Here is a 25078-nt window from a genome sequence, read left to right as displayed (position 1 = left end):
GCCTGTGAGGGGATCGTGGAGGTCACGCGGATCCGGGGTCCCTATCCTGGGCAGATGCGCCTCATCCACACCCCGTCGACGGACCTCACCTACGACGACTGCTTCTTCCTCCCCGCGCGCTCCGACGTCACCTCGCGGTTCGACGTCGACCTCGCGAGCGACGACGGCACCGGCACCACGATCCCCCTGGTCGCGGCCAACATGACCGCTGTCTCCGGCCGCCGGATGGCCGAGACGATGGCGCGTCGCGGCGGACTCGCCGTGCTCCCGCAGGACCTCTCCGCGGAGCGCATCGACTCGATCGTCCGCTCGCTGAAGACCCGCGACCTGCTCGTCGACCACCCGCTCACCCTCCCCGCGGACGCCACCCTCGGCCAGGCCGCGTCGCTGCTGCCCAAGCGACCACACGGCGTCGTCGTCGTCGTGGACGGGGAGCGTCGCCCCCTCGGCGTCGTCGGTCCCGAGGAGATCACGGGCCGGGACTCCTTCGCCGCCGTCGGCGACCAGCTCGCCGCGGACGTGCTCGTGCTCCGTCCCGCGGATCTCGGGGCGGAGCCCGCGGCGCTGCACGCCCGGATCGCCGCGACCCACCACGACGCCGCCGTCGTCGTCACCGAGGACGGCGTGCTCCAGGGCGTGCTCACCGCGACCGGCGTGCTCCGCTCCACGATCTACCGCCCGGCGACCGACGCCGAGGGCCGCCTCCGCGTCGCGGTCGCCGTCGGCATCAACGCCGACGTCGCCTCCCGCGTCACGGACCTCGTCGCCGCCGGCACCGACGTGATCGTCCTGGACACCGCCCACGGCCACCAGGACAAGATGATCGAGGCGCTCCGCACCGCGCGCGCCGTGCTCGGTCCCTGCGAGGGGACCTCCGTCCGGCTCGTCGCCGGCAACATCGTCACCGCCGAGGGGACGCGCGAGCTCATCGAGGCCGGCGCCGACATCGTCAAGGTGGGCGTGGGCCCGGGCGCCATGTGCACGACCCGCATGATGACGGGCGTCGGCCGCCCCCAGTTCTCCGCGGTGCTCGAGTGCGCCGCCGAGGCCGCCCGCCACGGGAAGCACGTGTGGGCGGACGGCGGCGTGCGCCATCCCCGCGACGTGGCCCTCGCGCTCGCCGCGGGCGCCTCCAACGTCATGATCGGCTCCTGGTTCGCCGGGACCTTCGAGTCGCCCGGCGAGATGCGCACCGACGAGCACGGCCGCCGCTACAAGGAGAGCTTCGGAATGGCCTCCAAGCGGGCCGTCTCCCACCGCACCGCGCACGAGGACGCCTTCGCCCGGGCCCGCAAGGGCCTCTTCGAGGAGGGCATCTCGAGCTCGCGCATGTACCTCGCGGAGGGCTCCGGCAGCGTCGAGGGGCTCATCGACGAGATCACCGCCGGCGTGCGCTCCTCCTACACCTACGCCGGCGCGCGCAGCACGCCCGAGTTCCGCGACCGCGCGGTGATCGGCCTGCAGGGCGCGGCCGGCTACGCCGAGGGCCGTCCGCTGTCCAGCTCCTGGACCTGAGGCGCGACCGGGGAGCGGCGGGACGACCGCTCCCCGGGTGACCCGGTAGGCTCGCGACCATGACGACTCTCGTGATCGGTGGTGCCGGGTACATCGGGTCGCACGTGGTGCGACTCCTCCTCGACAAGGGGGAGCGGGTGATCGTGGTCGACGACCTGTCGACCGGCTTCCGCTCCCGCACGGAGGGGGCCGAGCTGCTCGAGCTCGACGTGACCCTCCCCGACGCGGTCGAGAAGCTCGCCTTCGCCCTGCGCTCCTCGGGCGCCGACTCCGTGATCCACTTCGCCGCCCACAAGCAGGTCGGCGAGTCCGTCGAGAACCCGGAGATGTACTGGCACGACAACGTGGGCGGCCTCGCCAACGTGCTCGCCGCCTGCGCGAGCGCCGACGTGCGCGACGTGGTCTTCTCCTCCTCCGCGGCCGTCTACGGCGTGCCCGACGTCGACCTCGTCACCGAGGACCTCGCCCCGCAGCCCATCAACCCCTACGGCGCGACCAAGTACGTGGGGGAGTGGATGCTCGCCGACGCCGAGCGCGCCCACGACATGCGCACCGTCGCCCTGCGCTACTTCAACGTCGCCGGTGCCGGCTGGCCGGAGCTCGCGGACACCCAGGTCATGAACCTGGTGCCGATCATCCTCAACGCCCTCGAGAAGGGGCGCACGCCCACCGTCTTCGGCGACGACTACGACACCCCGGACGGCACCTGCATCCGCGACTACGTGCACGTGCTGGACCTCGCCCACGCCCACATCGCGGCGCTGGACTACCTGCGCGGCGAGGAGCGCCCGCACCGCGTCTTCAACGTCGGGACCGGCGAGGGCTCGAGCGTGCTCGAGGTGATCGATGCGGTCGCCCGCGTCAAGGGCATCGACATCACCCCGGAGATCGGCCCGCGCCGCGCCGGCGACCCCGCCCGCCTGATCTGCTCCGGCGACCGGATCGCGCAGCACCTGGGCTGGAAGTCCGAGCACGGGCTCGAGGACATCGTCCGCTCCGCGGTCGAGGCCCGCGCCCAGGCCGTCGACCCGTCCTGATCCCCGCACCCGCCGCACGACGACGGCGCCGGTCCCCTCGGGGACCGGCGCCGTCGTCCGTCCCGGGCGGGCCGGGTCGCGGTGATCAGGTGAGGTAGCGGTAGATCGGGTCGTGCGGGTCGATCCGCTCGATCTGCATCTGGGACGCGGCCATCCGCCCCATGAGCGGCTCGAGATCGGCGCGGGAGCCGATCTCGACGCCCACCAGGGCCGGTCCCTCCTCGCGGTTGTTGCGCTTGATGTAGTCGAACAGGACGATGTCGTCGTCCGGCCCGAGCACCCGGTCCAGGAAGCGCCGCAGCGCCCCCGGCTCCTGCGGGAAGGTCACGAGGAAGTAGTGCTTGAGACCCTCGTGGACGAGGGAGCGCTCGACGATCTCCGTGTACCGCGAGACGTCGTTGTTGCCGCCGGAGACGACGACGATGACGTCGCCCTCCCCGTCCTCGTCCGCGGCGAGGTCCCGGACCGCCCCGGTCGCGACGGCCGCGGCGGCGAGGGCCCCGGCCGGCTCGGTGATGATCCCGTCCACCTGGTAGAGCGAGAGCATCTCGGTGCACACGGCGCCCTCGTCGACGCTGAGCAGCTCCGGCTCGATCGCCTGGACCATGCGCAGCGGCCCCGCGCCCACGCGGCGCACGGCGGCGCCGTCCACGAAGCGGTCGAGCTCGCGCAGGGTCACCGGGTGGCCCGCGCGCACGGCGGCCGCCATGGACACGGCCCCGGCGGGCTCGACGCCGACGATGCGCATCGTCGGCGTGCGTTCCCGCAGCCAGGCCCCGCAGCCGCTTAGCAGACCGCCGCCGCCCACGGGCAGCACCATGGTCGACGCCTCGCGGCCGTGCTCGAGGCGCAGCTGCTCGACGGCCTCGAGGGCCACGGTGCCCTGGCCGGCCATGATCGTCGGATGGTCGAAGGGCGGCACCGTCACGGCGCCCGTCCGCTCGGCGTCGTCCGCCGCGGCGGAGGCGGCGTCGTCGAAGGTGTCCCCGGTGAGGACGAGCTCCACGAGGTCGCCGCCGATCGCGACGATCCGGTCCCGCTTCTGGCGCGGGGTCGTGCCGGGCACGTAGATGCGGCCGCGGATGCCGAGCTCGCGGCACGAGCGGGCGACGCCCTGCGCGTGGTTCCCGGCGCTCGCGGCGACCACGCCCGCGGCGCGGGACTCCTCGTCCAGCGCGGCCATGAACAGGTGGGCGCCGCGCAGCTTGTACGAGCGCACGGACTGCAGGTCCTCGCGCTTGAGCCACACGGGGACCCCGGCGATCTCGCTGAGCCGCTCCGAGCGGTGCAGGGGCGTGCGCCGCAGCACGGGGGCGAGGGTCGCCGCGGCGGCCTCGACGTCCTCCGCGGTGAGCGGGAGGGGACCGGTGGCCGGCGTGGCCTGCTGCTCGTGGGGGGAGGGCGTGCTCACGGACGGGGCTCCTCGGGGTCGGGTCGGTCCATGGTCGGCGGGGCCGCGTCGCCGGGGACGGCCGTCGCGGCCGTCGCGGCGTGCGCGGTGGACACGGGGGCGTCGGCGGTGCCCGGGAGCACGGGGACGACGAGCGCGGTCGCGATCGCCGCGACCCCCTCGCCGCGGCCGGTCAGACCCAGGCCGTCGGTCGTGGTGCCCGAGACGGAGACCGGCGCGCCGGCGGCGGCACCCATGGCCGCCTCCGCCTCCGCGCGACGACGGGAGATCGGGGGACGGTTGCCGATCACCTGGACGGAGACGTTGCCGATCCGGAAGCCGGCCTCGGTGACGAGCCGCGCGGCCTCCCTGAGCAGGGCCGTCCCCGCCGCTCCGGCCCACTCGGGCCGATCGGTGCCGAAGTGCGCGCCGAGGTCGCCGATGCCGGCGGCGGCGAACAGCGCGTCGCAGGCGGCGTGGCACGCGACGTCCGCGTCGGAGTGGCCGACGAGACCTCGCTCACCGTCCCACCGCAGCCCGGCGATCCACAGCTGCCGGCCGGAGCCCTCGGGCGCGAGGGCGTGGACGTCCGTGCCGGTGCCCACGCGGGGCAGCGCGGTCATCGCGGCGTGCTCTCGAGACGGTCGAGGAGCGCGTCGAGATCGGTGAAGGTCAGCGCGGGGTTCGTGCCGAGCAGCAGCGGCATCCCGTTGACACGGGGGATGCCGAGGGTCGAGGGGAGGTCCACGGTGGAGACCACGACATCGGCCGTGAACCGGGGGGAGAGCAGGTCGATCACGGTGGACTGGACCACCTCCGCGTCCCCGGCGCGGTGCGCGAGGTGGTCGCGCACCTGCTGGGCGATGAGGGCGGAGGTGGCGACCCCCGCCCCGCAGACGACGGCGATCGTGAGCATGCGTGCTCCTGGTGCTCGAAGGAGGGCGAGAGGTGCCCCGGGACGATCCTCGATTCTTCCATGCCGGGCGGGGTCGGTCCACGCGGCGCCGCTCGCCGTCTACGATGCCGGGGTGAGCCAGTCCCGCCGTCACCGCCCCTCCCGCCTGCGCGGGCGGGCCGCGGGCATCGTGCTCGCCGGGGGATCCGGGACGCGGGTGGGCGCCGGCATCAACAAGGCCTTCCTGCCGCTCGCGGGCCGCAGCATCGCCAGCTGGGGGCTCAACACGCTGGGATCGGTCGACGGGGTGGGGCTGCTGGTCTTCGTGGTCCGGCCCGACGATCTCGAGCACGCGCGCTTCGTCGCCTCGCGGGAGAGCGCGCACCACCTCGAGATCATCACCGGCGGCGACACCCGCCAGGAGTCCGAGCTGCTGGCCCTGCGCCATCTCGCGGACAGGATCGACCACGGCGTCATCGACACCGTGCTGATCCACGACGCCGCGCGACCGCTCGTCTCCCACGGCCTGGCCGCGGCGGTGCTGCACGCGGCCCGCGAGGCCGGGGGAGCGGTGCCGGGCATCCCGGCCGAGGGGGTCGCCCCGGTGGACGGCCCGGACGCCCTCGCGACGGGCGCCTTCTCCCCGGACTCCCTGCTGCGCGTGCAGACCCCGCAGGGCTTCGACGCGGCGACGATCCTGGACGCGTACGAGCAGGCGGCCCGGGACGGCTTCGTGGGCACGGACACGGCGTCCTGCGCCGAGGAGTACACGGACATCCCTGTCACCTGGGTGCGCGGCGAGGAGACCAACTTCAAGATCACCTATGCGCAGGATCTGCTCCTGGCCCAGGACGTCGTCACCGCGCTAGGTTTGAGATCCGTGTGAGGAGGGGATGATGGCCGTCGAGGAGAGCTTCCTGCGCTGCACCGCATGCGACCAGGAGGCGGAGCACGTGGTGATCTATGCCGGTCGCTTCGTCTCCGAGATCCAGTGCACCGGGTGCGGGGCCGTCACCCGTCTCGACGTGAGCGACGAGTACCTGCCGGACCTCCGCCAGCGGATCTCGAGCAAGCCCGGCCGGCTCCTGCGCCGCCTGCGCGCGGATCCCGGTGAGCTCGCGAGCACCCTGCCCGTGCGCACGCTCTCGAAGCCGGTGCGGATGGTGGAGGAGTTCCGGACGGTCTGGCGCTCGCGCCGACGGGGCTGACGGGACGCTCGCGCCGCAGCAGGTGCCGCCGCGCTCAGGCGCGACGGGCGAGACCCTGCCGCGAGGTGGTGTCGCGGGCGAGGCCCAGCGAGATCTGCGCCTGCCAGAGCGTCAGACGGTCCACGACCGCGAAGCCGTCGTGCGAGCCGTGCACGGTGCGCACGTCCCCGCCGCCGGCGAGCACGGCGAGGATCTCGTCCTCCGGGGCGTCGACACCGGTGCCGGCCGCTCCGGCCATGCGGGCCGTCGCCGCGCGGAGCGCCTCGCGGCGCAGCAGCCGGGGGCTCTGGAGGACGGCGAGGGTGCTGCGGTCGATGTTGCGCAGCCCCGCGCTCCCGGCTTCCTTGACGGAGTCCGTCATGGCGACGGTGGGCACGACGGCGTCCACGCCGTCGACGAGCGCCGCCATCACCTCCCGGTGCGCGGAGGCGGGGGTGAGGGCGCGCTCGGCGTCGTGCAGGAGCAGCGCCGGCTCGTCGCACGCGTCGAGCGCGGCGAGGATCCGATCACGGCGGGAGCCGTCGCGGGGGACGAGCACCGCTCCATGCGGGAGCGTGCCCTCGAGGCGGACGGCGATCGCCGAGGGTGCCACCACCACGGCGGGCGGCGGGCACACCTCGGCGAGTGTCCCCAGGAGCCGGTCCACGAGCCGGGAGCCGCCCAGGAGCTGCAGGGCGGGGGCAGTGGTCGCGCCCTGCTGCTCGGGGCCCGACGGGGCCACGAGGACGACGGGGCGCACCGCTGCTCCGGTGCGGGGGACGGGCACGGAGGGAGGCGGGTTCAGGGCCGCGCCTTCAGGAGGCGAGGACCTCGTCGAGGATCGACTCGGCGCTGGACTCGTCGGTCTTCTCGGCGAGGGCGAGCTCGGAGACGAGGATCTGACGGGCCTTGGCGAGCATGCGCTTCTCCCCGGCGGAGAGACCGCGGTCCTGGTCGCGGCGCCAGAGGTCGCGCACGACCTCGGCGACCTTCTTCACATCGCCGGAGGCCAGCTTCTCGACGTTCGCCTTGTAGCGGCGGGACCAGTTGGTGGGCTCCTCCGTGTACGGCAGGCGGAGGACCTCGAAGACCTCGTCGAGGCCCTTCTTGTCGACCACGTCGCGGACGCCGACCATGTCGACGTTGTCGGCCGGGACCTCGATGGTCAGGTCGCCCTGGGCGACCTTGAGCTTGAGGTAGGTGCGTTCCTCGCCCTTGATGGTGCGGGTCTTCACCTCCTCGATGAGGGCTGCACCGTGGTGCGGGTAGACGACGGTCTCGCCGACGACAAAGTTCATGTGTCTGGTCCCCTTTCCGCGGAACAGTCTATCACCGACCACCTGTGCTACTCTTCGCGCGCCCATGCCTGCGAGCAGGTGAGAGTGCCCTGCTCGCCACCCGGCCCAGCACCCGACCCGGCCGGCCCGGTGCCCGGAGGGGGTGCCCGAGTGCGGTACCCTGGCAGGGCTGTCCCTGCCCCTCCCCGTCGTGCCTGCAGTGCACCGAACAGGAGTTCCCCGTGCGTCGTCCCCGCCGACTCGTGCTCTCCGTCGCCGCCCTCGGCCTCGTCGCCGCGGCCTCCGGCTGCTCCTACTTCAACCCGGTGCAGACGCACGACTTCTACCAGGCGGCCGACGGCACGAACGCCAACCTCGAGCAGGACTCCGGCGCCCTCGCGGCGGGCGTCCGCAACGCGATCGTCGTCGTCGACGACTCCGGCAGTGCCGAGCTCCGCGGCTCCGCGGTCAACTACCTCGAGGACGACATCACCCTCGACCTCGAGGGCTCCGTCGACGGCGCCTCCGCCTTCACCGCGTCCGTCGCCGTCCCCGCCGGCGGCTCCGTCGAGCTGGGCCCGGGCGAGGGCGAGCAGGCCGTGGACATCACCGCGCTCGACGTCGCCCCCGGCGACATCATGCAGCTGACGGTCACGCTGGACGGCGAGTCCACCGAGATCTCGCTGCCCGTCACCGACACGACGCTCGCCTACTACCAGGACTCGAGCTCGGACCCAAACGGCGAGGGCGCGGCCTCGGACGGCGGCGGCGCCTCCGACGGCGGCGAGGGCTGACCATCCCCGCACCAGGCATGACGAAGGGCCCCCGGGTGATCCCGGGGGCCCTTCGTCGTCGTCGGCCCCGTCGGTCGGCAGTCGTGCGCCGTCCCTGCGCGGTCAGGCGCCGGTGGACTCGAACTTGTAGCCCAGGCCGCGCACGGTCACGAGGTGCACGGGGTTCTTCGGATCGTCCTCGATCTTCGCGCGCAGGCGCTTGACGTGCACGTCGAGGGTCTTCGTGTCGCCCACGTAGTTCGCCCCCCACACCCGGTCGATCAGCTGACCGCGGGTGAGGACCCGGTCGACGTTCCGCAGCAGCATCTCCAGCAGCTCGAACTCCTTCAGCGGGAGCGCGACGTCCGTGCCGTGCACCTGCACCACGTGCCGCTCCACGTCCATCATGATGTGGCCGGCGGTGAGCGTCGAGGACTCCTCGGACTCCGCGCCGTCGCTCCCGCGGCGCAGCACCGCCTTGATCCGGGCGAGCAGCTCGCGCGAGGAGTACGGCTTGGTGACGTAGTCGTCCGCGCCGAGCTCGAGGCCCAGCACCTTGTCGAACTCGTCGTCCTTCGCGGTGAGCATGATGACCGGCACGGAGGAGGTGCGGCGGATCTCGCGGCACACCTCGGTGCCGCTCATGCCCGGGAGCATGAGGTCCAGGAGCACCAGATCCGCGCCGTGCGCGGAGAAGATCCTCAGGCCGTCCGTGCCGTTGTCCGCCACGGCGACCTCGTACCCCTCCTTCCGGAGCGAGTACGAGAGGGGATCGGAGAACGACTCCTCGTCCTCGACGATCAGGATGCGCGTCATCTCAATGTCCCTTCCGTGGGTTCTGCTGGGGATCCGAGGGCCGTGACGGGGGCGTCGCCCCGCTGACGGTGACGGCGCCGGTGCGCCCCATCTCGGGGAGGCGGAGGGTGAAGGTGGAGCCCTGCCCGGCCATGGACCAGGCGGTCACCTCCCCGCCGTGGTCGGTCGCGATGTGCTTGACGATGGCCAGGCCCAGCCCGGAGCCGCCCGTCGCGCGGGACCGTGCCCGGTCCACGCGGAAGAAGCGCTCGAAGACGCGCTCCAGGTTCTCCTTGGAGATGCCCATGCCCTGGTCCTTCACCGACAGCTCGACCATGCCCTGGTCGCGCCGCACGGAGATCCCCACCCGGGTGTCCGGCTCGGAGTAGCTGATGGCGTTGGAGACGAGGTTCGACAGCGCGGTCGTGAGCATCGAGGCGGAGCCGAACACGCGCAGGCCGCCCGTGCCGCCCGTGACCACCTCGATGCGGGAGCCCAGGGCGAAGTTCCGGTTCAGCGCGACCGCCTCGGCGACGACGTCGTCGATCTCGACGGGCTCGGCGTCCGGCAGCGCGGAGGTGCCCTGCACGCGCGAGAGCTCGATGATCTCCTGGACCAGGTGGCCCAGCCGGCGGGACTCCGTCTGCATCCGCTCCGCGAAGCGGCGCACCGCATCCGGATCCTCCGCGGCGTCCTCCATCGTCTCGGCGAGCAGGGTGATCGCCCCGACCGGGGTCTTCAGCTCGTGGGACACGTTCGCCACGAAGTCGCGGCGGGTCTCCTCGACGCGCACGGCGCGGGTGAGGTCGTCGGCGAGCAGCAGCACGCCCGTCTCGCCGAGCGCACCGATGCGCACGTCGATCACGGCGTCGTCGTCCTCCTGGCCGGAGCGGCGCAGGGAGAGGCGCTCGTCGCGCCAGCCTCCCCCGCGGCCGACGTCGGCCGCGAGCTCGAGCAGCTCGGGGCTCGCGAGGCGCGGGTAGTCGTTCCCGGAGGCGCGGACGATGCCGTACGAGTAGGCCAGCGGCGAGGCGCGCAGCACGTCCCCGCTCGCGTCGAGCACGACGTACGCCGAGCGCAGGATCGTGAGGACCTCGGCGACCTGCTCCGGGAGTGTCCCGGGGGAGTCGGCCTCGGCGCGCTCGCGCTCGCGGCCCTCGGAGCGGTGCATCGCGTACATCGCGGCGCACCCGATCACGAGGCCGGTGAGACCGGCGAGCAGGAGGAGGACGGAGAGCGGCACCGGTACAGCCTATTGCCGATAGGGTGATGACTCGCTCCTGCCCCCGCACCTCGAGCGGGGCAGGGACCAGGAGTTCACCGGGACTCCGCCTCGAGTTCACCCCACGGTGATCGCTGTTCATCCGCCATTGCCAGACTCGACGGTCGGGGAACCCCCTACTTCCCGCTCGGAATCGGCATCAGGAGTGTGCACACATGCGCGAGGCGTACCAGAGCGACCTGCGTCATCTCGTCGACGATCTGCTCGACATGGCGTCCCTCGTCAGCTCCGCGCTCGAGGACGCCACCACGGCGCTGCTCGAGGGCGACCTCGGACTGGCGGAGCGCGTCATCGCCGCGGACCCCCACATCGATCAGCGCCAGTACGACCTCGACACCAAGATCGTCGAGCTGCTCGCGCGCCAGAACCCCGTGGCCGGCGACCTCCGCCTGCTCGTCTCCTCGCTGCGCATGAGCTCCTCGCTCGAGCGCATGGGCGACCTCTGCGGCCACATCGCGCTCACCGCGCGCCGCACCCATCCCGAGCCGGCCGTGCCCGAGCAGCACCACGCCCAGATCCGCGAGATGGCGCGGCTCGCCGGCGAGGCGCTCGCCAACGCCTCGACCGTGATCGCCGAGCGCGACCTCGCCCTCGCCGCACGGGTCGAGGAGGAGGACGAGAAGATCGACGCGCTCCTCCAGGAGGTCGCGCGCGAGCTCGCCAAGGGCGGCGAGGCGTACACCAACGCGCAGATCGCGGACATGACGCTGCTCATCCGGTTCTACGAGCGGATCGGCGATCACGCCGTCTCCCTCGTGCGCCGCATCGGCTTCCTCGTCACCGGCGACTCGATCGACACCCTCAGCGGCGGTGGGACCGAGGTCTCCGAGATCTGACCGCGCCGTCACCGCATGCGGGAGCGCCCGTCCCCGAGGGGACGGGCGCTCCTGCATGCGGGCGAGGTCGCCGGGATCAGCCCCGGTTCGCGCGGGGGCGACGGGAGACGACCCGCTCGGTGCCCTTCTTCGCGTACTGCTGCGCGAGCTGCTTGAAGCCCTGCAGCATGACGCCGGAGATCAGCGTCCACAGCATGACCTTCCAGACGGGCTGCTCGTCCATCGGGTCGCGGATCTCGTCGATCTCCGCCTTGCTCAGGCCGTCCTTCTTCGCCTGCTTGCGGCGGGCGGCGGTGTCCTTCTTCGAGGCGCGGTTCGCCTTGACGGTGGGGGCGTCCTCACCGAAGACCGCGCCCCACCCGGAGCGTGCGGCCCTCGATCCCACCTGCGCGGCGAGGATGCCGGCGATCGGGACGACGATCTTCACGAGCGGATTGGCCACGGGGATCCTCCTGCGGGGTCGGCGGGGTCGGCGGGGTCAGCCGTTGCTGACGTGGTCAGCGTAGTACGAGGACATGGTGTCCTCGCGCAGAGCGGTGCGGAGCAGGTCCATCGCCTCCTCGTCGGTGCCGACCACGCTCGCGCCGCCGCTGGTGGTGTAGGGGCCCGAGTTCGGCACGGCGAGGTAGTGGATGTCGCCGCTGCGGATCGAGCGCAGGGACAGGCCCAGCTCGATCATGGCGCCCGAGTCCAGGCCGTCGTCGGTCGTCATGTAGGGCGCGATCGTCGAGATCGTGTCGCGCAGCTTCGCCGGGTTGGTGAGGGTGTCCGCGCTGATGAGCTTCGAGATGATCCCCTGCAGGACCGCCTGCTGGTTGCGGTTGCGCTGGAAGTCGCCCTCGGAGAACTGCTTGCGGGCGCGCACGAAGGCGAGCGCCTCCTCGCCGTTGAGGTGCTGGGTGCCCTTGGTGTACTGGTGGCCGTCGGCCTCGAAGTCCTCGGGGACGGTCACGTCCACCCCGTCGAGGGTGTCGACGAGGCCCTGGATGCCCTCGAAGTCGATGAGCGCCACGTGGTCGATCGGCACGCCCGTGTAGTTCTCGACCGTGGTCACGGCCAGGCTCACGCCGCCGTAGGCGAGCGCGGAGTTGATGCGGCCCTTGCCGTGGCCCGGGATGTCCACGTACAGGTCGCGCGGGAAGGAGGTCACGTAGACCTCCTTGTTGTCCGCGGAGATGTGCACGAGCATCATCACGTCCGAGCGCTGGCCGCTCACGTTCTCCGCCTTCGCGTCCTCCTCGCTGCGCTTGTCCGAGCCCAGCAGCAGGAAGTTGCGGCCCTGGCCGTCCTCGGGGCGCTCGCCGTCCGAGGCGCCGCGGGAGATGGACACGGTGGTGACCTTCTCGTAGGCCGAGCGCAGCGAGTTGAGGTAGGCACCCACGGCGATGACCGCGCCGAGCACGAGCACACCGGCGAGGCCCAGCGCGATGAGCGCGAAGCGGCGGCTGCGACGGGCGCGGGGATCGGGCTCGGAGTCGTCCTCCCAGTCGGAGGGCAGCTGCAGGTCGTCGGGGGCGTTCATGAGGGCTCGCTCTCGTCCGGTGCCGAAGGGGGAGAAGATCGGATGCGGGTCGGTCCGACCTCGCAACGGCAGTCGGCGCGCTCCCTCGTCGTGGCCGCGGGATCCGCGCTCACGGCGCAGGGGTGTACGCCAGATCCCATACTAGGCGTCCGGCACGGGCGCCCTTGTTCTCGAAGCTGGTCTTCACACGACCCTCGAATCTGGGCGCCCAGCCCTTCACCGGGAGGTCCTCGGGCACGGGATCGGCGGCCTCCCCCTCGGGGCGCGGCCCGTCGGGGTGGAGGCTGCGCAGCCGGGGATCCGCGTCGAGCACCTGCCGCATGTGGTGCGCGTACTGGGCCCAGTCCGTCGCGAGGCGGAGCACGGCCCCGGGCGCCAGCAGCGGGATCATCGCGTCGAGGAACGGCGGGTTCACGAGGCGTCGCTTGTGGTGGCGGGACTTGTGCCACGGATCGGGGAAGAACACCCACAGCTCCTGCACCGACCCGGCGGGCAGCAGCGCGGGCAGCGACCGCTGGGCGTCCAGGGGGAGCAGGCGCACGTTGTCCGGCAGCCCCGCCCGCTCGATCCGGTCGAGGGTCTGGGCGAGCCCCGGCAGGTACACCTCGACCGCGAGGTGGTCCCGCTCCGGATGCGCCGACGCGGCCGCGGCGATGTTCTCGCCGAGCCCGCTGCCCACCTCGATCACGAGCGGCGCGCGCCGCCCGAAGGTCGCCTCGAGGTCGAGCGAGGCGCCCTCCTCCGGGAGCGTGTCCCGCTCCCCGCGCGGGAGGTCCAGCACGTAGCGCCCGGCGAGGCGGTCCCAGGCGTCCTGGCGGCTCGACGAGAGCCGCGCCCCGCGGCGCACGAAGGAGACGATGTCCCGCGACGGGCGCCCGGCCGGTGCGGTGGCCTCCGCAGGAGCGTCCGCGGAGGCGGAGCCCTCGCGGCCGCCGTCGGGCACGGTCACGAGGTTACGCGGCGCACCGCGCCGTCCTCGACGCTCACGGCGACCTCCGGGAGGTGCGTCGTCGCCGGGCCGCGCAGCACCTCGCCGGTGAGGGCGTCGAAGCGCGAGCCGTGGCACGGGCAGTCGAGCTCCTCGTCGTTCTGCGCCAGGGCGCAGCCGTTGTGGGTGCAGTACCCGGAGAACCCGGAGACGTCCTCGCCGTCACCGCGCACGAGCAGCACGAAGGGGCGCTCCCCGCCGAAGTTCACGAGCGCCGCGCCGTTCTCGGGGACGTCGGTCAGCGGGACCGAGCCGTCCTCCTGGGCGCGGATCGGCTCGGCATCGCCGAACCCCTCGTCCTGCGGGGCGCAGGCGGCGAGGGCACCGAGGCCGGCGACGGAGGCGGGGAGGGCGAGCGCACGGCGGCGCGACAGGCAGGGACGATCCATGCCCGCAGGATAGTGCGCCCACCTGAGCGAGGAGGGGCTCAGACCTCCTCGGCGAGGCGCTCCCGCGGGTCCCAGGTGAGGATCCCGCGGGCGCGCCAGGCGCGGGCGGTGACGGCGTCGAGCGCCTCGCGGCGCCGGGCGGGGGAGAGACGGTCCAGGTACAGGGAGCCGTCGAGGTGGTCCACCTCGTGCTGCAGGCAGCGCGCGAGCACCCCGCCCTCGTCCTCGACGACGACCTCCTGACCGTCCAGATCCGTGCCCGTCACGCGGGCGCCGCGATGACGTGCCGTGGCGAAGCCCTCACCGGGCACCGAGAGGCAGCCCTCGAGGGTCTCCTCGTCGAGGTCCAGCGGTCCCCACCGCTCGAGCCGCGGGTTGATGACGACCCCGCGGCGCAGCTCCCCCGAGGCGTCCTTGCAGGAGTACACGAACAGCCGCCAGCGCGAGCCGACCTGGGTGGCCGCGAGTCCCGCGCCCTTCGCGGCGTCGTTGGTCTCGAACATGTCCGCGACGAGGGTGCGGAGGTCCTCGGTGACCTCGCGGACCTTCTTCGTGCGCTGCTCGAGGGCGCGGTGGCCGATGATCGTGATCGGACGGACGCTCATGCGGCGGGGTCTCCTGGTGTGCTCTGGCCGATCCCCTCACGCGGGTCCTCGGCGTCGGTGCTGGTGATGCGGTGGTGCTGGGGCGGGTTGACCGCCGTGATGGCGGTGGACTCGGCCACCCATGCCGATCTCGCGCGGGTCAGCGGCTCGCCGGTCCGGGCGGCGATCGCGACCTCCCGGCCGATCGCCTCCGCCTGCTCCGCGTCCTGGGCGAGGAAGTCGAGGGTGTGGGTCGCGTGGGCGTCCAGCACGATCGTGTGCCACGCGTCGAGGCCCGCGGCGATCTGGCGCGCCCGCAGGAACTCGGCGTCGAGCGCGGCCCCCGCGACGATGACGATGTTCGCGACCCACAGCAGCAGCAGGATGCCGATCAGGCCGTTGAGGACGGTGAGGACCTCCGCGAAGCTCGTCACGAGCGCGGCGAGGCGACCCGCCAGCAGCGCCGCGCCGAAGAGCACGAGGACGGACACCGTCGAGCCGAGCGTCATGAGCCGGTAGCGCGGCAGGCGCACGTTCGGGAACAGGTAGTAGGCCATCGACACCCCGATGACGAGCAGCACGAGCAGGATCGGCCACTTCACGAGGTTCCACGCCTCGAAGGCGAAGCGGGGGATGCCCACGATCTCGCCGAGCGCCTGCGACGCCTCGTTGCCGATCACGAGGATGCCGAGGGCCAGCAGCACGAGGGTGACGATGACGACCGTCTCCCCGAAGACGATCGTGCGGAACCACAGGAAGGGGCGCCCCTCGCGGGTGTCGTACACGCGGTGCAGCGCCCGGTGGAGGGCGGCGACGCCGTTCGAGGCGCTCACCAGGGAGCCGGCGGTGCCGACGACGAGCCCGATCACCCCGCCGTTTGTCGTGGACACCGCGATGATCGCGTCGACGAACGGATCCGGGTCGAAGGTCGGGAAGATCTCCCGGATCGCGACCGCCGCGGCGTCCAGCGGCTCCTGCTCGATGCCGAGCATCGACATGAGGGACACCGCCGCGACCGCCCCGGGGAACAGCGACAGCAGCGTGTAGAAGGTCATCGTCCCCGCGACGTCCCACACCTGGATGTCGAGCAGCCGCATCCGCACCCGGTTCAGGACGTGCCAGATCGTCAGCCGCGGGCGCACGTACTCGCGCTGGTCGGCGGCCATGGTCCTCCTCCGGGGCGTGACGTGCGGGTGCGCTGGGAGCCTACGTCAGCGCGGGCCCGTGGCCGGGGAGCGCTCAGGCCTCCTCGATGATGTCGTCGGGATCGGTGTGCACCGGGTACTCCCACGGGTCCTCGGGGTCGGCGGGCACCGCGGAGGTGACGATGGTGCCGTCCGCGCGCCGGTCCCCGACGCCGACGGGCGTGGCCAGCACGGCGTCGTCCAGCACCGGGCCCTGGTCCGCGAGCGGCACGGTCGCGCCGTCGGCCGTCACGCGCACGCTCTCGCCGCGCACCGTGACCTCGACCTCCTCGCCCGTCTCGAGGGTGAAGGAGATCTCCTCCGGGCGCAGGCGCACCCGGAAGCGGGAGCCGCGCAGGGTGAGCGGGAAGTCCAGCCCCTCCCAGCCCTCCGGGAGGCGGGGGTCGAAGGCGAGCGCGCCGTCCTCCTGCCGCATGCCGCCGAATCCGTGCACGAGGGCGTTCCACACTCCGCCCGCGGAGGCGATGTGCACGCCGTCGCCGGTGTTGTGGTGGAGGTTGCCGAGGTCCACGAAGAGCCCGGCGCGGAAGTAGTCGAGCGCCGCCTTCTGGTGGCCGACCTCCGCCGCGATGATCGACTGCACGACCGCGGAGAGCGAGGAGTCGCCCGTCGTGATCGGGTCGTAGTACTCGAAGTCCGCGCGCTTCTCCTCGGCGGTGAACTCGCTGCCGCGCAGGAACAGCGCGAGCACGACGTCCGCCTGCTTGAGCACCTGGAAGCGGTAGATCACGAGCGGGTGGTAGTGCAGCAGCAGCGGGAACGCCTCGTCCGGGGTCGAGGAGAGGTCCCAGACCTCACGCTCGAGGAAGGCGTCCTCCTGCAGATGGATGCCGAGGGCGTCGTCCTTCGCGATGAACATGCCGTCCGCGCAGGCGTCCCACTGGTCCAGCTCCTTCTCGTCGAGCTCGAGCTCGACCGCGAGCGCCTCGTACGCCGACGTGTCCGCCTCGCGCAGCTCGCGCACGGCGCGGGCCGCCCGGCGCAGGGTGTGACGGGCCATCACGTTCGTGAACATGTTGTTGTTGACGACGGCCGTGTACTCGTCCGGGCCGGTCACGCCGTGGATGTGGAAGATCGCGTCGCCCTGGGCGGTGACCCGCCAGAACCCGAGGTCCGCGAACATCCGCGCGGTCTCCACGAGCACCCGCACCCCGTCGCGGTGCTGGAAGTCGGTGTCCCCGGTGACGTCCACGTACTGGGCGAAGGCGAAGGCGATGTCCGCGTCGATGTGGTACTGCGCGGTGCCCGCCGCGTAGTAGGCGGAGGCCTCCTCGCCGTTGATCGTGCGCCACGGGAACAGCGCACCGCGCTGGTTCAGCTCCCGTGCGCGCTCCCGCGCCTTGGGCAGCAGATGGGTGCGGAAGCGCAGGGCGTTGCGCGCCCACGCGGGGGAGGTGAACGTGAGGAACGGGACCACGTACACCTCGGTGTCCCAGAAGTAGTGGCCCTCGTAGCCGGAGCCCGTGAGGCCCTTCGCCGGGATGCCCCACTGGTCCGACCGCGCCGAGGCCTGGGCGAGCTGGAAGAGGCACCAGCGGGTGGCCTGCTGCTCCGCGGGCTGTCCCGGCAGCTCGACGTCGCTGCGCAGCCAGAAGTCCTCGAGATAGCGGCGCTGGTCCGCGAACTGCGCGTCGAAGCCCTCCTCGCGGATCCGGTCCAGGGTGCGCCGGCAGCGGTCGAAGAGCTCCCGGTGGGGGACCGTGCGGGAGGAGTGGTACGAGATCGCCTTGCGGACCGTGATCCTCTGGCCGGAGCCGAGGTGGGCGCGGGCCACCATCCGCCCGCGGTCCGGCGTGGTCTCCAGGAAGCGGTCCACCTCGACGTCTGCGTCGATGTCGTGGTCCGCGCCCACGGCGAGGGACATGCGGCTCGAGACGGTGCGGTAGCCCAGCAGCATGCGGCGCTCGCTGTGCGTGTCCTCCTGCGGCTCGAGCACCCGGTGGGTGAAGGCGGTCGTCTGGCGCGGGTCGTCCTTGTCGGTGAGCGCGCCGCTCACGCCCTGGCCGAAGTCGTCGGCGGTGTCCTCGCGATTGATGATCTGGGAGGAGATCGCGATCGGCGCGGAGCCGTCGAGCATCTCCACCTCGAGCGTCATGAGCGCGAGGTGGCGCTGGGTGAAGGAGACCATGCGGGAGGTGCGCACCCGCACGCGCTTCCCGGCCGGGGTGCGCCACACGAGATCGCGGCGCAGCACGCCCTCGCGGAAGTCGATCCAGCGCTCGTACTCGAGCAGGTCGGCGGTGTTCAGCAGCAGCGGCTCGTCGTCCACGTACAGCTTCATCACCGTGGAGTCCGGCACCGAGACCATGGTCTGCCCGGTGCGGGCGAAGCCGAAGGCGGACTCCGCGTGGTGGATGTCCCAGGTCTCGTGGAAGCCGTTGAGGAAGGTGCCGTGGGCATGGGCGTCGCGGCCCTCCACGGGCGTGCCGCGCATGCCGAGGTAGCCGTTCGCGGTCGCGAAGAGCGTCTCCTTGAGCGCCTGGTCCCCGCCGGGGCGGGACTCGACCAGGCGCCACGGGTCCACCGGGAGGTGGGTGCGATCCACCGGATCCGCGGGCACGGAGCGCAGGCGGCTCATCGGCCGGCCTCCGTCGCGTCCGACGAGGCGGAGGGGACGAGCGCGTCGAGGTCGTCGACCACCCGGGTCGCGCCCGCGCCGTGCAGCGCCTCGTGGCCCGCCCCGCGGTCCACGCCGATGACGGCGCCGAAGCCGCCCGCGGCGCCCGCGGCGACGCCCGAGACCGCGTCCTCGTAGACGACGGCGTCGCCGACGGCGACGCCCAGCAGCTCGGCGGCGCGCACGAAGGTGTCCGGCGCGGGCTTGCCCGGCAGCCCCTCCGCGGCGGCGACCATGCCGTCGACGACGACCTCGAAGCGGTCGCGCAGCTCCGCGCCCCGCAGCACCTCCTCGGCGTTGCGGGAGGAGGAGACCACGGCGAGGCGCGCGCCGGCGGGCAGCGCGTCGAGGTAGGCGACGGTGCCCGGGTACGGGGCGACGCCCTCGGTGCGGATCAGCGCGAGCACGCGGTCGTTCTTGCGGTTGCCGAGCCCGCGCACGGTCTCCTCGCCGGGGGCCTGGTCCGCGGGGTCCTCGTCGGCGCCCTCGGGGATCGTGATCCCCCGGGAGGCGAGCAGCTCGCGCACGCCGTCGTAGCGGGGGCGGCCGTCCACGTGCGCGAAGTAGTCGCGCTCCGTGTAGGGCTCCACGACGCCGCGGCTGCGCAGGAAGGCGTCGAACATCTCGGCCCAGGCGCGCATGTGCACCTCGGCGGTCGGGGTGATCACCCCGTCCAGGTCGAAGAGGTGAGCGGTGAAGTCGGGTTCGGGGCGGGTCTGCTCGGCGTTCACCCGGTCCATGCTAGGGGCAGTCCGCGCCGCGACGGGAGGCGGGCGCGGCTGTGCGCCGAGCTGTGACCTGCACGGTGCGGGGCCCCTGTGCGCGACGGCACGGGGTCTGTGCGGGAGGTGCGGCCGTGGGCTACTCTCGCTCCGTCCGCGCCCGCGCCACGGCGCCGGTGCGGAGCGGCGACGACTCTTCGAGGAGACCATGACGACCCTGCGGTCGCAGACCGTGACGGACGCGGTGCGACGAGCGCTCGAGATCGACGACCTGGGGGAGCAGCTGCGGCTGCGGCTCTCCCTCTCCACGGCCGTGGACCTGGCCCCCGCACGCCTCTGGCCGCTGCTCACCACACCCGACGGCCTCGCCTCCTGGTACGGACCCGTGCAGGGGGAGCTCGGCGAGGGCGGGCGCTTCTCGCTGCCCGCCGCCGAGGGATCCCTGCTCGCCCTCACCGGCCCCGAGCCCGTCGAGGGCAGCGTGCTCGAGGTCGAGGGCCCCCACCGCCTCGTCCTCTCCTGGGAGCGCGGGGGCCGCACGGACCTCCTGACGCTGCTGCTGGACCCCGAGGACGACGGCACCACCTCGCTCGTGCTCACGCACACCCTCGTGCGGGAGCGCGCCGACGTCGAGGAGCGCGGCCCCGGCGTGTGGGCCGTGGGCTGGGAGCTGATGCTGCTCGCCCTCGCGGCGGAGACCGACGGCTGGCGCGGCACCTGCCGCTCCCGTCCCGATCGTCCCACCGGGACCTGGCTCGCGGGCGAGGGCGGCGGCGACGCCCTCGAGGCCTGGGCCGTCCGCTGGGCGGCCGAGGCGCTCGCCGCGGGGCTCGACGAGGAGCAGGTACGGCGCGGCGAGGAGGCGACCCGCGCGTCCGTGGGTCCCGGCAGCCCTGCCGCCCATGCCGTCCCCGGGCCGCCGGTCGCCGGCGCCGGGCGGACCGCGCTCCCGCTCACCGCCGCCCGTCGCCCCGGCGCCTGAGGAGGCCGCCGGGGAGGCGTGCGTCCCACCGGGCGGGAGATCGTTGCCCGAGCTCACGACCCGGTGACAGACTGCCCGCGTGACCGCTGCGCCCCCGCCCTCCCGATCGGCGGAGGAGCGCACCACCGCCCAGGTCATGCGCCAGCTCGTGCCGTCCGTGTACGTGCCCACGCTGCTCGAGTTCAGCGGCAACTCGGCGCTGCTGCCGGTCATCCCGCTCATGGCCCTGGCCCTCGGCTTCGACGTCCCGCAGGCGGCCGCCCTGAGCCTCGTCTTCGGGATCTTCTCGTTCCTCGGCCCGATCCCCGCGGCCCGCCTCATCTCCCGGATGGGCGCCCGCCCCGCGCTCGTGCTCACCGGTGCGCTGCTCGTCGTCTCCAACGTCGTCGCCTATCTCCTGATCACCCCGGGGCTGCAGGGAGACCCTGCGCTCCGCCACCGGCTCGCGCTGATCGCCGCCCTCGTCGTCATGGCCGCCTGCTCGCAGGTGTGGACGCTGGGCCGGCAGGCCTACCTCGGCAGCGCCCTGCCGCCCGGGATGCGGGCCCGCGGCATGACCGCCTTCGGCGGCATGATCCGGATCGGCCAGGTGGTCGGTCCGCTGCTCGGCGCGATCGTGCTGGGCCTCGGGCAGGACTCCGTCGTCTTCCTGCTCTACGCCGTGACGACCGCCGCCGCGACGGTCATGGTCGGCATCTTCCTGCCCGTCGGCGAGACCCGGGGGAGCGCCCGCACGATCCCGCGCGGGCGGAGCCGCAGCCCGCTGCACCGCCGGCTCGACCGCGCCGTGCTGCTGCGCATGATCTCGATCGGCTGCGGGATCGCGCCCGTGATGATCTCCCGTGTCAACCGACCGGTCATCGTGCCGCTGCTCGGGGCCTCCCTGGGCCTGGACTCGACCCTCATCTCCCTCGTGTTCGGGGCGAGCGCGGTGCTCGAGATCATCATGGTCATCCCCGCCGGGGTGCTCATGGACCGGTTCGGGCGGGCCGCGGTCGCCGTGCCCTGCGGCCTGATCATGGGGGCCGGCTACGTGCTGCTCGCGGTGCTCGCGGCCGCCCTCGAGGGGCACGGCCAGGCGGCGGCGCTGGTCGCGCTGCTCGTGCCGAGCGCCCTCATCGCCCTCGGCAACGGGCTGGGCTCCGGCATCGTCATGACCCTCGGCATCGACGTGTCCCCGGTGCACGGCCGCACCGGTTACCTCGCCTGGTGGAACACGCTCATGGGCGCGGGGCGGCTCGTCGCCCCGCTCGTCGTCTCCGGCGTCACCCTCGTCGCGCCGGTCGCCGCCGCGGGCGCCGCGACCGGGGTGCTGTGCCTCGCCGGCGGGTTCTGGCTGCTGCGGGCGCTGCCCCGCCTCACGCCCTCGGGCGGCACCCGCGCGGGCGGTGGGCGTCCCGTCGCCGCCCGCCGCGGCTGAGGTCCCCGGCGCGTCCCCTCACCCCCTCCCGTCCGTCGCCCGGCGCCCCTACGATGAGCGCGGCGCCGGCCCCGGCGCCGCCCGTCGCACGCCCGGCCCGTCGGCCCGGCCGACCGCTCCCAGGAGGACCCGATGACCGTCCAGCTCCGCGCGTACCTCAACTTCCCCGGCACCACCCGCGAGGCCCTCGAGACCTACCGCGACATCTTCGGCGGCGAGCTCATCCTCAGCACCTTCGGCGAGTTCCACGCCGTTCCCGAGGGCCACGAGGCCGCCGGGAAGATCATGCACGCCGAGCTCACGACCGAGCACTTCGTGCTGAACGCGGCCGACGCCATCCCCGACATGCACCCCGTGACCATCGGCGACAACGTCAACCTGGCCCTCATGGGCACCGGCGAGGAGGACCTCGCCGCGCTCACGGCGATCTTCGACCGCCTCGCGGAGGGCGGCGAGGTCGAGATGCCGCTCCAGAAGCAGATCTGGGGCGACGTCTACGGCGCCGTGGTGGACCGCTTCGCCATGCACTGGATGATCAACGTCGGCGGCGTGGGCGGAGACCGCGGGGACGCTGCCGGCGAGGAGCAGGCCGCCCCGGTCGCCGACCCCACCCGCTGAGCGCCCCTCGACACCGGATCGTCGACGGAGGTCGGGTGCCGAGGGTCCGGGAGCAGGGGTTCCATGGACCCATGGCCCGCCGCTCGCGCACCCGATCCCTGCCGTCCCCCTCCGGGGGCGGGCCCGTCGTGCGCGCCGAGGAGGTCGGCGCCGCGGAAGGGGAGGTCGAGCTGCTCAGCCCCGTCTCCCTCCGGGTCGACGCGGGCGAGGTGCTCGCGCTGAGGGGCCACAACGGCTCCGGGAAGACGACCCTCCTGCGCCTCCTCGCGGGACTGCGACGCCCCTCCACGGGCAGCATCGAGGTGCTCGGCCACGCCCCCGACGACCGCGACCCCGCCCTGCGCGCCGCGCTCGCCGCGCTCATCGGCCCCCCGCAGACGGCCCGCGACCTCACCGTCCGCGAGCACCTCCGATTCCTCGGCGCGACCTGGGGCCGGGCGGCCGGCCCCGCGCAGGAGGAGGCCGACGCCCTGCTCGAGGAGCTCGCGCTGTCCTCGCTCGCCGCGCGCTTCCCGCACGAGCTCTCGAGCGGGCAGTCCCAGCTCCTCGCCCTCGCCCTGACCCTCGGGCGCCCCTCCCGGGTGCTGCTGCTCGACGAGCCCGAGCAGCGGCTGGATCCCGACCGTCTCACCCTCGTCGCCGACGCCCTGCGCGCACGGGCGGGGGCCGGCGCCGCGATCGTCCTCGCGAGCCACAGCCCCGCGCTCGTCGACTCCCTCGCGACCGCCGAGCTCACGCTCACGGCGGCCGGCACGGTGGGCGCCGCCCGATGAGCGGTGATCTCGCCGGGGTCCGTGAGGTCTGGGCCGGTCGCTCCACCGCCCGCGGCACCTGGGCGCAGGTGGAGCTCCTCTACCTCGTCGTCATCTCGGTCCTCGTGCTCGTCGTCCCCGCCCTGGGGAGCGTCGGCGGCCTGCTCGCGCGGCCCGACGTGCTCCCGCTGCTGCTCGCCCCCGCCGCGCCCACGATCGCCGTGCTCGCCGTGGCCGTCGCCGCGGCGGGCGCCGTGCTCGTGGGCGGCACCCGCGGCCCGGCGCTGCTGGACCCCTTCCTCACGACGACACTCGCCGGCAGCGCGCTCCGCCGACGCACCGTGCTGAGCCGTCCCGCCGCCCGCGCCCTGCTCGTCCCGCTCGGGGCGTGCCTCCTGACCGCCGCGGTCGTGGGCACCGTGCTGCTGGATGCCGACGTCGCCTCCGGCGCGGAGCTCGCCGCGCTGCTGGTCGCCGCGACCGGCACCGGCCTGCTGCTCGGCCTGTGCTGGCTCACCGGGGAGCTGCTGGCCCCCGCCGCGCGACCGCTGCTTGCGGTCGGGGTGCTCGCCCTGGGTCTCGTGCTCGCACTGCCGGGGCAGGCCGGACCGGCCGCCCTGATCCCCGGACCGGTGCCGGCCGGTGCCCTCCCCTGGCCGTGGGCCCTCGGGATCGCGGCCGCGGGCCTGCTCGCCGCCGTCATCGGGTGGGCGCTGCTGGACCGCCTGCGCGGCGCGGTGCTGCTCGAGCAGTCCCTGCGCTGGGACGCCGCCCGCACGAGTGCGGACGCGGGCGACCTCGCGGGCGCCGCCGCCGGCTTCCGCAGCCCGCCCCGTGCGGGGCGCCGGCTCCCGGCCGTCGGCCCCGGCCCTCTCGCGCTGGTCTACGCGCGCCGCGACGCCGTGGCGTGGCTGCGCAGCCCGGGGCGCAGCGCCCACGGCGCGATCGGCGTGATCGCCGGCGCCGCCCTGCTCACCGCCGGGGCGACCCTCGTGACGGGGCCCGCCGCGGTCGTCGCCGTGCTCGTCGGCACGCTGGGCGTGTGGCTCGGCAGCGGGCCCTTCGTGGACGGGCTCCGCCATGCGGTGCACACCCTCGGCGCGCCCGCCCTGTTCGGGCAGTCCGCCCCGGTGCAGGCGGTCCTCCACCTCATCGCCCCGACGTCGCTGATGGTCCTGCTCGCGGCGGCCGGGAGCGTGCCCGTCGCGCTCCTCTACCCCCTTCCCCTCGAGCACCTCGCCCCGGCGCTGCTGCTCGCCCTCCTGCTCGTCCCGGCCCGCCTGCGGGACGCCGCGAAAGGTCCCATGCCGCTCGCCCTCACCGTCCCCCTGCCCACCGCCCAGGGGGACGCCTCCGTGCTCCCCCTGCTCGCCTGGCAGTCCGACGCGCTCCTCCTCGCCCTCGCGACCGGGGGAGCGCTCGTCCTGGCCGCCGGGCTCGGGCTCCCCGCGGCGCTCGCCGCCGCCGCGCTGATCGGCGCGCTGCTCGCCCTCATGACCGCCCTCCGGCTCCGGGCGCTGCGCGCATGACCGCCGACGGCCCCCGCGAGCCCTTCGACCTGCGCACCACGAGGAACGCCCTCGTGCGGGCCGCGGGGAGGCAGCTCGGACGCTGGAACGCCCGCCGCCCGTGGGACCACAACGCCCACTTCCACCGCTGGGTCCTCGCGGGCGTCCCCGCCGGTGCCCGGCGCGTGCTCGACGTGGGCAGCGGCCGCGGCGACCTCGCCCGCGCGCTGCGAGGCGTCGCCGCCGAGGTCGAGGGCATCGACCCCGACGCACGCATGGCCTACGCCGCCGCGAGCGCGCTGCGGGACCTCGACGGCGTGCACATCGCCCGCCGCACGCTCGCCGAGCACGCCGCGGACCCGTCCCGCCACGGCGCCTACGACGCGGTCTCGATGATCGCCTCGCTCCACCACCAGGACCCCGTCGCCGCCTTCGCCCAGGCCCGGGCGCTGCTGCGCCCGGGAGGACGGCTGCTCGTCGTGAGCCTCGTGCGGCCCGTCGGCCCGGCGGACCGGATCTGGGACCTCACGAACGTGCTCACCAACCCGCTGATCGGTCTCGTGAAGCACCCGTGCCCCGTGCGGGCGCTTCCGCCGGCCGACGCCGCCGGGCCGGGACGGCGCGAGGACGCGATGACGATCACGGACGCGGCCTTCTCGACGGCGGAGCTGCGCGAGCTCGCCCATGGGCACCTGCCCGGCGCCCGCGTGCGCCGCCGCACGGGGTTCCGGGTGACGCTGCGGTGGACCGCGCCCCCGGGACAGGACGCCCGCTGAGCAGGCCC

The 25078-nt window shown here is 73.8% G+C and carries 27 protein-coding genes; 12 read left to right on the top strand and 15 right to left on the bottom strand.

Features of this window, described 5'->3' with window-relative positions:
* Positions 1–54: 54 nt before the first annotated feature.
* The gene (locus tag C1N80_RS14250) at positions 55–1515 is read left to right on the top strand and encodes a GuaB1 family IMP dehydrogenase-related protein (RefSeq protein ID WP_137771381.1); all 1461 of its coding nucleotides are present in this window, start codon (positions 55–57) and stop codon (positions 1513–1515) included.
* 59 nt (positions 1516–1574) lie between these two features.
* The gene (gene galE / locus C1N80_RS14245; RefSeq protein WP_137771380.1) at positions 1575–2552 is read left to right on the top strand and encodes a UDP-glucose 4-epimerase GalE; all 978 of its coding nucleotides are present in this window, start codon (positions 1575–1577) and stop codon (positions 2550–2552) included.
* A gap of 85 nt (positions 2553–2637) precedes the next feature.
* On the opposite strand, the gene ilvA is transcribed toward galE, so the two are convergent.
* From ilvA to C1N80_RS14230, 3 genes are read right to left on the bottom strand one after another with little or no spacing between them, the layout of a single operon-like run.
* Positions 2638–3963 carry a threonine ammonia-lyase IlvA gene (gene ilvA, locus C1N80_RS14240; RefSeq protein WP_137771379.1) on the bottom strand — a complete coding sequence of 442 codons (1326 nt, stop codon included), beginning with the start codon at positions 3961–3963 and terminating at the stop codon, positions 2638–2640.
* Positions 3960–4565, bottom strand: coding sequence for a 2-C-methyl-D-erythritol 2,4-cyclodiphosphate synthase (gene ispF, locus C1N80_RS14235; RefSeq protein ID WP_137771378.1), 606 nt, complete (start codon positions 4563–4565; stop codon positions 3960–3962). Before ispF ends, ilvA begins: the two co-directional genes overlap by 4 nt.
* Positions 4562–4858 (bottom strand): PTS sugar transporter subunit IIB, encoded by a 297-nt coding sequence (locus tag C1N80_RS14230; RefSeq protein ID WP_137771377.1) that lies wholly within the window; start codon positions 4856–4858, stop codon positions 4562–4564. Before C1N80_RS14230 ends, ispF begins: the two co-directional genes overlap by 4 nt.
* Before the next feature lie 112 nt (positions 4859–4970).
* On the opposite strand from C1N80_RS14230, the gene C1N80_RS14225 reads away from it, so the two are divergent.
* The gene (locus tag C1N80_RS14225) at positions 4971–5723 is read left to right on the top strand and encodes a 2-C-methyl-D-erythritol 4-phosphate cytidylyltransferase (protein WP_137771376.1); all 753 of its coding nucleotides are present in this window, start codon (positions 4971–4973) and stop codon (positions 5721–5723) included.
* Between the two features lie 10 nt (positions 5724–5733).
* On the top strand, positions 5734–6045 hold the full coding sequence (locus C1N80_RS14220; RefSeq protein ID WP_137771375.1) for a hypothetical protein: 312 nt from the start codon (positions 5734–5736) through the stop codon (positions 6043–6045).
* Positions 6046–6079: 34 nt separating this feature from the next.
* Here C1N80_RS14220 and C1N80_RS14215 read toward each other — a convergent pair whose 3' ends face one another.
* Complete coding sequence (locus C1N80_RS14215) at positions 6080–6811, bottom strand: 2-C-methyl-D-erythritol 4-phosphate cytidylyltransferase (RefSeq protein WP_137771374.1); 732 nt, start codon at positions 6809–6811, stop codon at positions 6080–6082.
* Positions 6812–6839: 28 nt separating this feature from the next.
* Entirely contained in the window at positions 6840–7322 is a 483-nt protein-coding gene (locus C1N80_RS14210) for a CarD family transcriptional regulator (RefSeq protein ID WP_137771373.1), read from the bottom strand.
* Between the two features lie 221 nt (positions 7323–7543).
* On the opposite strand from C1N80_RS14210, the gene C1N80_RS14205 reads away from it, so the two are divergent.
* Positions 7544–8095, top strand: a complete 552-nt coding sequence (locus C1N80_RS14205; RefSeq protein WP_137771372.1) for a hypothetical protein — start codon at positions 7544–7546, stop codon at positions 8093–8095.
* A gap of 102 nt (positions 8096–8197) precedes the next feature.
* Here the strand turns inward: C1N80_RS14205 and C1N80_RS14200 are convergent, their stop codons facing one another.
* Both C1N80_RS14200 and C1N80_RS14195 read right to left on the bottom strand, forming a co-directional pair.
* Positions 8198–8890: a response regulator transcription factor gene (locus C1N80_RS14200; RefSeq protein WP_137771371.1), complete on the bottom strand. Its 693-nt coding sequence runs from the start codon at positions 8888–8890 to the stop codon at positions 8198–8200.
* A 1-nt stretch (position 8891) separates the two neighbouring features.
* A complete protein-coding gene (locus C1N80_RS14195; RefSeq protein WP_137771370.1) occupies positions 8892–10112 on the bottom strand; it encodes a cell wall metabolism sensor histidine kinase WalK in 1221 nt (406 codons plus the stop codon).
* 194 nt (positions 10113–10306) lie between these two features.
* Here C1N80_RS14195 and phoU point away from each other — a divergent pair, with 194 nt between their 5' ends.
* Entirely contained in the window at positions 10307–10987 is a 681-nt protein-coding gene (gene phoU / locus C1N80_RS14190; RefSeq protein ID WP_137771369.1) for a phosphate signaling complex protein PhoU, read from the top strand.
* Between the two features lie 76 nt (positions 10988–11063).
* On the opposite strand, the gene C1N80_RS14185 is transcribed toward phoU, so the two are convergent.
* The 8 genes from C1N80_RS14185 to C1N80_RS14150 form a co-directional block, all read right to left on the bottom strand.
* Complete coding sequence (locus C1N80_RS14185) at positions 11064–11429, bottom strand: DUF4235 domain-containing protein (RefSeq protein ID WP_137771368.1); 366 nt, start codon at positions 11427–11429, stop codon at positions 11064–11066.
* Positions 11430–11465: 36 nt separating this feature from the next.
* Positions 11466–12509 (bottom strand): LCP family protein, encoded by a 1044-nt coding sequence (locus C1N80_RS14180; protein WP_137771367.1) that lies wholly within the window; start codon positions 12507–12509, stop codon positions 11466–11468.
* Positions 12510–12618: 109 nt separating this feature from the next.
* Positions 12619–13452 (bottom strand): tRNA (guanosine(46)-N7)-methyltransferase TrmB, encoded by an 834-nt coding sequence (gene trmB / locus C1N80_RS14175; RefSeq protein WP_137771778.1) that lies wholly within the window; start codon positions 13450–13452, stop codon positions 12619–12621.
* Between the two features lie 2 nt (positions 13453–13454).
* A complete protein-coding gene (locus tag C1N80_RS14170) occupies positions 13455–13886 on the bottom strand; it encodes a ubiquinol-cytochrome c reductase iron-sulfur subunit (RefSeq protein WP_137771366.1) in 432 nt (143 codons plus the stop codon).
* Between the two features lie 38 nt (positions 13887–13924).
* Complete coding sequence (gene def, locus C1N80_RS14165) at positions 13925–14491, bottom strand: peptide deformylase (RefSeq protein WP_137771365.1); 567 nt, start codon at positions 14489–14491, stop codon at positions 13925–13927.
* The gene (locus C1N80_RS14160) at positions 14488–15636 is read right to left on the bottom strand and encodes a YihY/virulence factor BrkB family protein (RefSeq protein WP_137771364.1); all 1149 of its coding nucleotides are present in this window, start codon (positions 15634–15636) and stop codon (positions 14488–14490) included. The genes def and C1N80_RS14160 overlap by 4 nt, the downstream gene beginning before the upstream one ends.
* Positions 15637–15709: 73 nt before the next feature.
* Positions 15710–18253, bottom strand: coding sequence for a glycoside hydrolase family 65 protein (locus C1N80_RS14155; RefSeq protein WP_137771363.1), 2544 nt, complete (start codon positions 18251–18253; stop codon positions 15710–15712).
* Positions 18250–19032, bottom strand: coding sequence for an HAD family phosphatase (locus tag C1N80_RS14150; protein ID WP_137771362.1), 783 nt, complete (start codon positions 19030–19032; stop codon positions 18250–18252). Before C1N80_RS14150 ends, C1N80_RS14155 begins: the two co-directional genes overlap by 4 nt.
* 190 nt (positions 19033–19222) lie before the next feature.
* Between C1N80_RS14150 and C1N80_RS14145 the strand changes: the two genes are divergently transcribed.
* The 6 genes from C1N80_RS14145 (at position 19223) to C1N80_RS14120 (ending at position 25070) form a co-directional block, all read left to right on the top strand.
* Positions 19223–19996: an SRPBCC domain-containing protein gene (locus C1N80_RS14145; RefSeq protein WP_137771361.1), complete on the top strand. Its 774-nt coding sequence runs from the start codon at positions 19223–19225 to the stop codon at positions 19994–19996.
* 79 nt (positions 19997–20075) lie between these two features.
* Positions 20076–21416, top strand: a complete 1341-nt coding sequence (locus C1N80_RS14140) for an MFS transporter (protein ID WP_137771360.1) — start codon at positions 20076–20078, stop codon at positions 21414–21416.
* A gap of 132 nt (positions 21417–21548) precedes the next feature.
* Entirely contained in the window at positions 21549–22034 is a 486-nt protein-coding gene (locus tag C1N80_RS14135; RefSeq protein ID WP_137771359.1) for a VOC family protein, read from the top strand.
* Positions 22035–22105: 71 nt separating this feature from the next.
* Complete coding sequence (locus C1N80_RS14130; protein WP_137771358.1) at positions 22106–22807, top strand: ATP-binding cassette domain-containing protein; 702 nt, start codon at positions 22106–22108, stop codon at positions 22805–22807.
* Positions 22804–24315, top strand: a complete 1512-nt coding sequence (locus tag C1N80_RS14125; RefSeq protein ID WP_137771357.1) for a hypothetical protein — start codon at positions 22804–22806, stop codon at positions 24313–24315. Before C1N80_RS14130 ends, C1N80_RS14125 begins: the two co-directional genes overlap by 4 nt.
* Positions 24312–25070, top strand: a complete 759-nt coding sequence (locus C1N80_RS14120; RefSeq protein WP_137771356.1) for a bifunctional 2-polyprenyl-6-hydroxyphenol methylase/3-demethylubiquinol 3-O-methyltransferase UbiG — start codon at positions 24312–24314, stop codon at positions 25068–25070. The genes C1N80_RS14125 and C1N80_RS14120 overlap by 4 nt, the downstream gene beginning before the upstream one ends.
* Positions 25071–25078 lie beyond the last annotated feature (8 nt).

The organism is Brachybacterium sp. SGAir0954, from assembly GCF_005490785.1.
Classification (GTDB): Bacteria; Actinomycetota; Actinomycetes; order Actinomycetales; family Dermabacteraceae; genus Brachybacterium; species Brachybacterium rhamnosum.
This window is presented reverse-complemented; position numbering and strand designations above follow the sequence as displayed.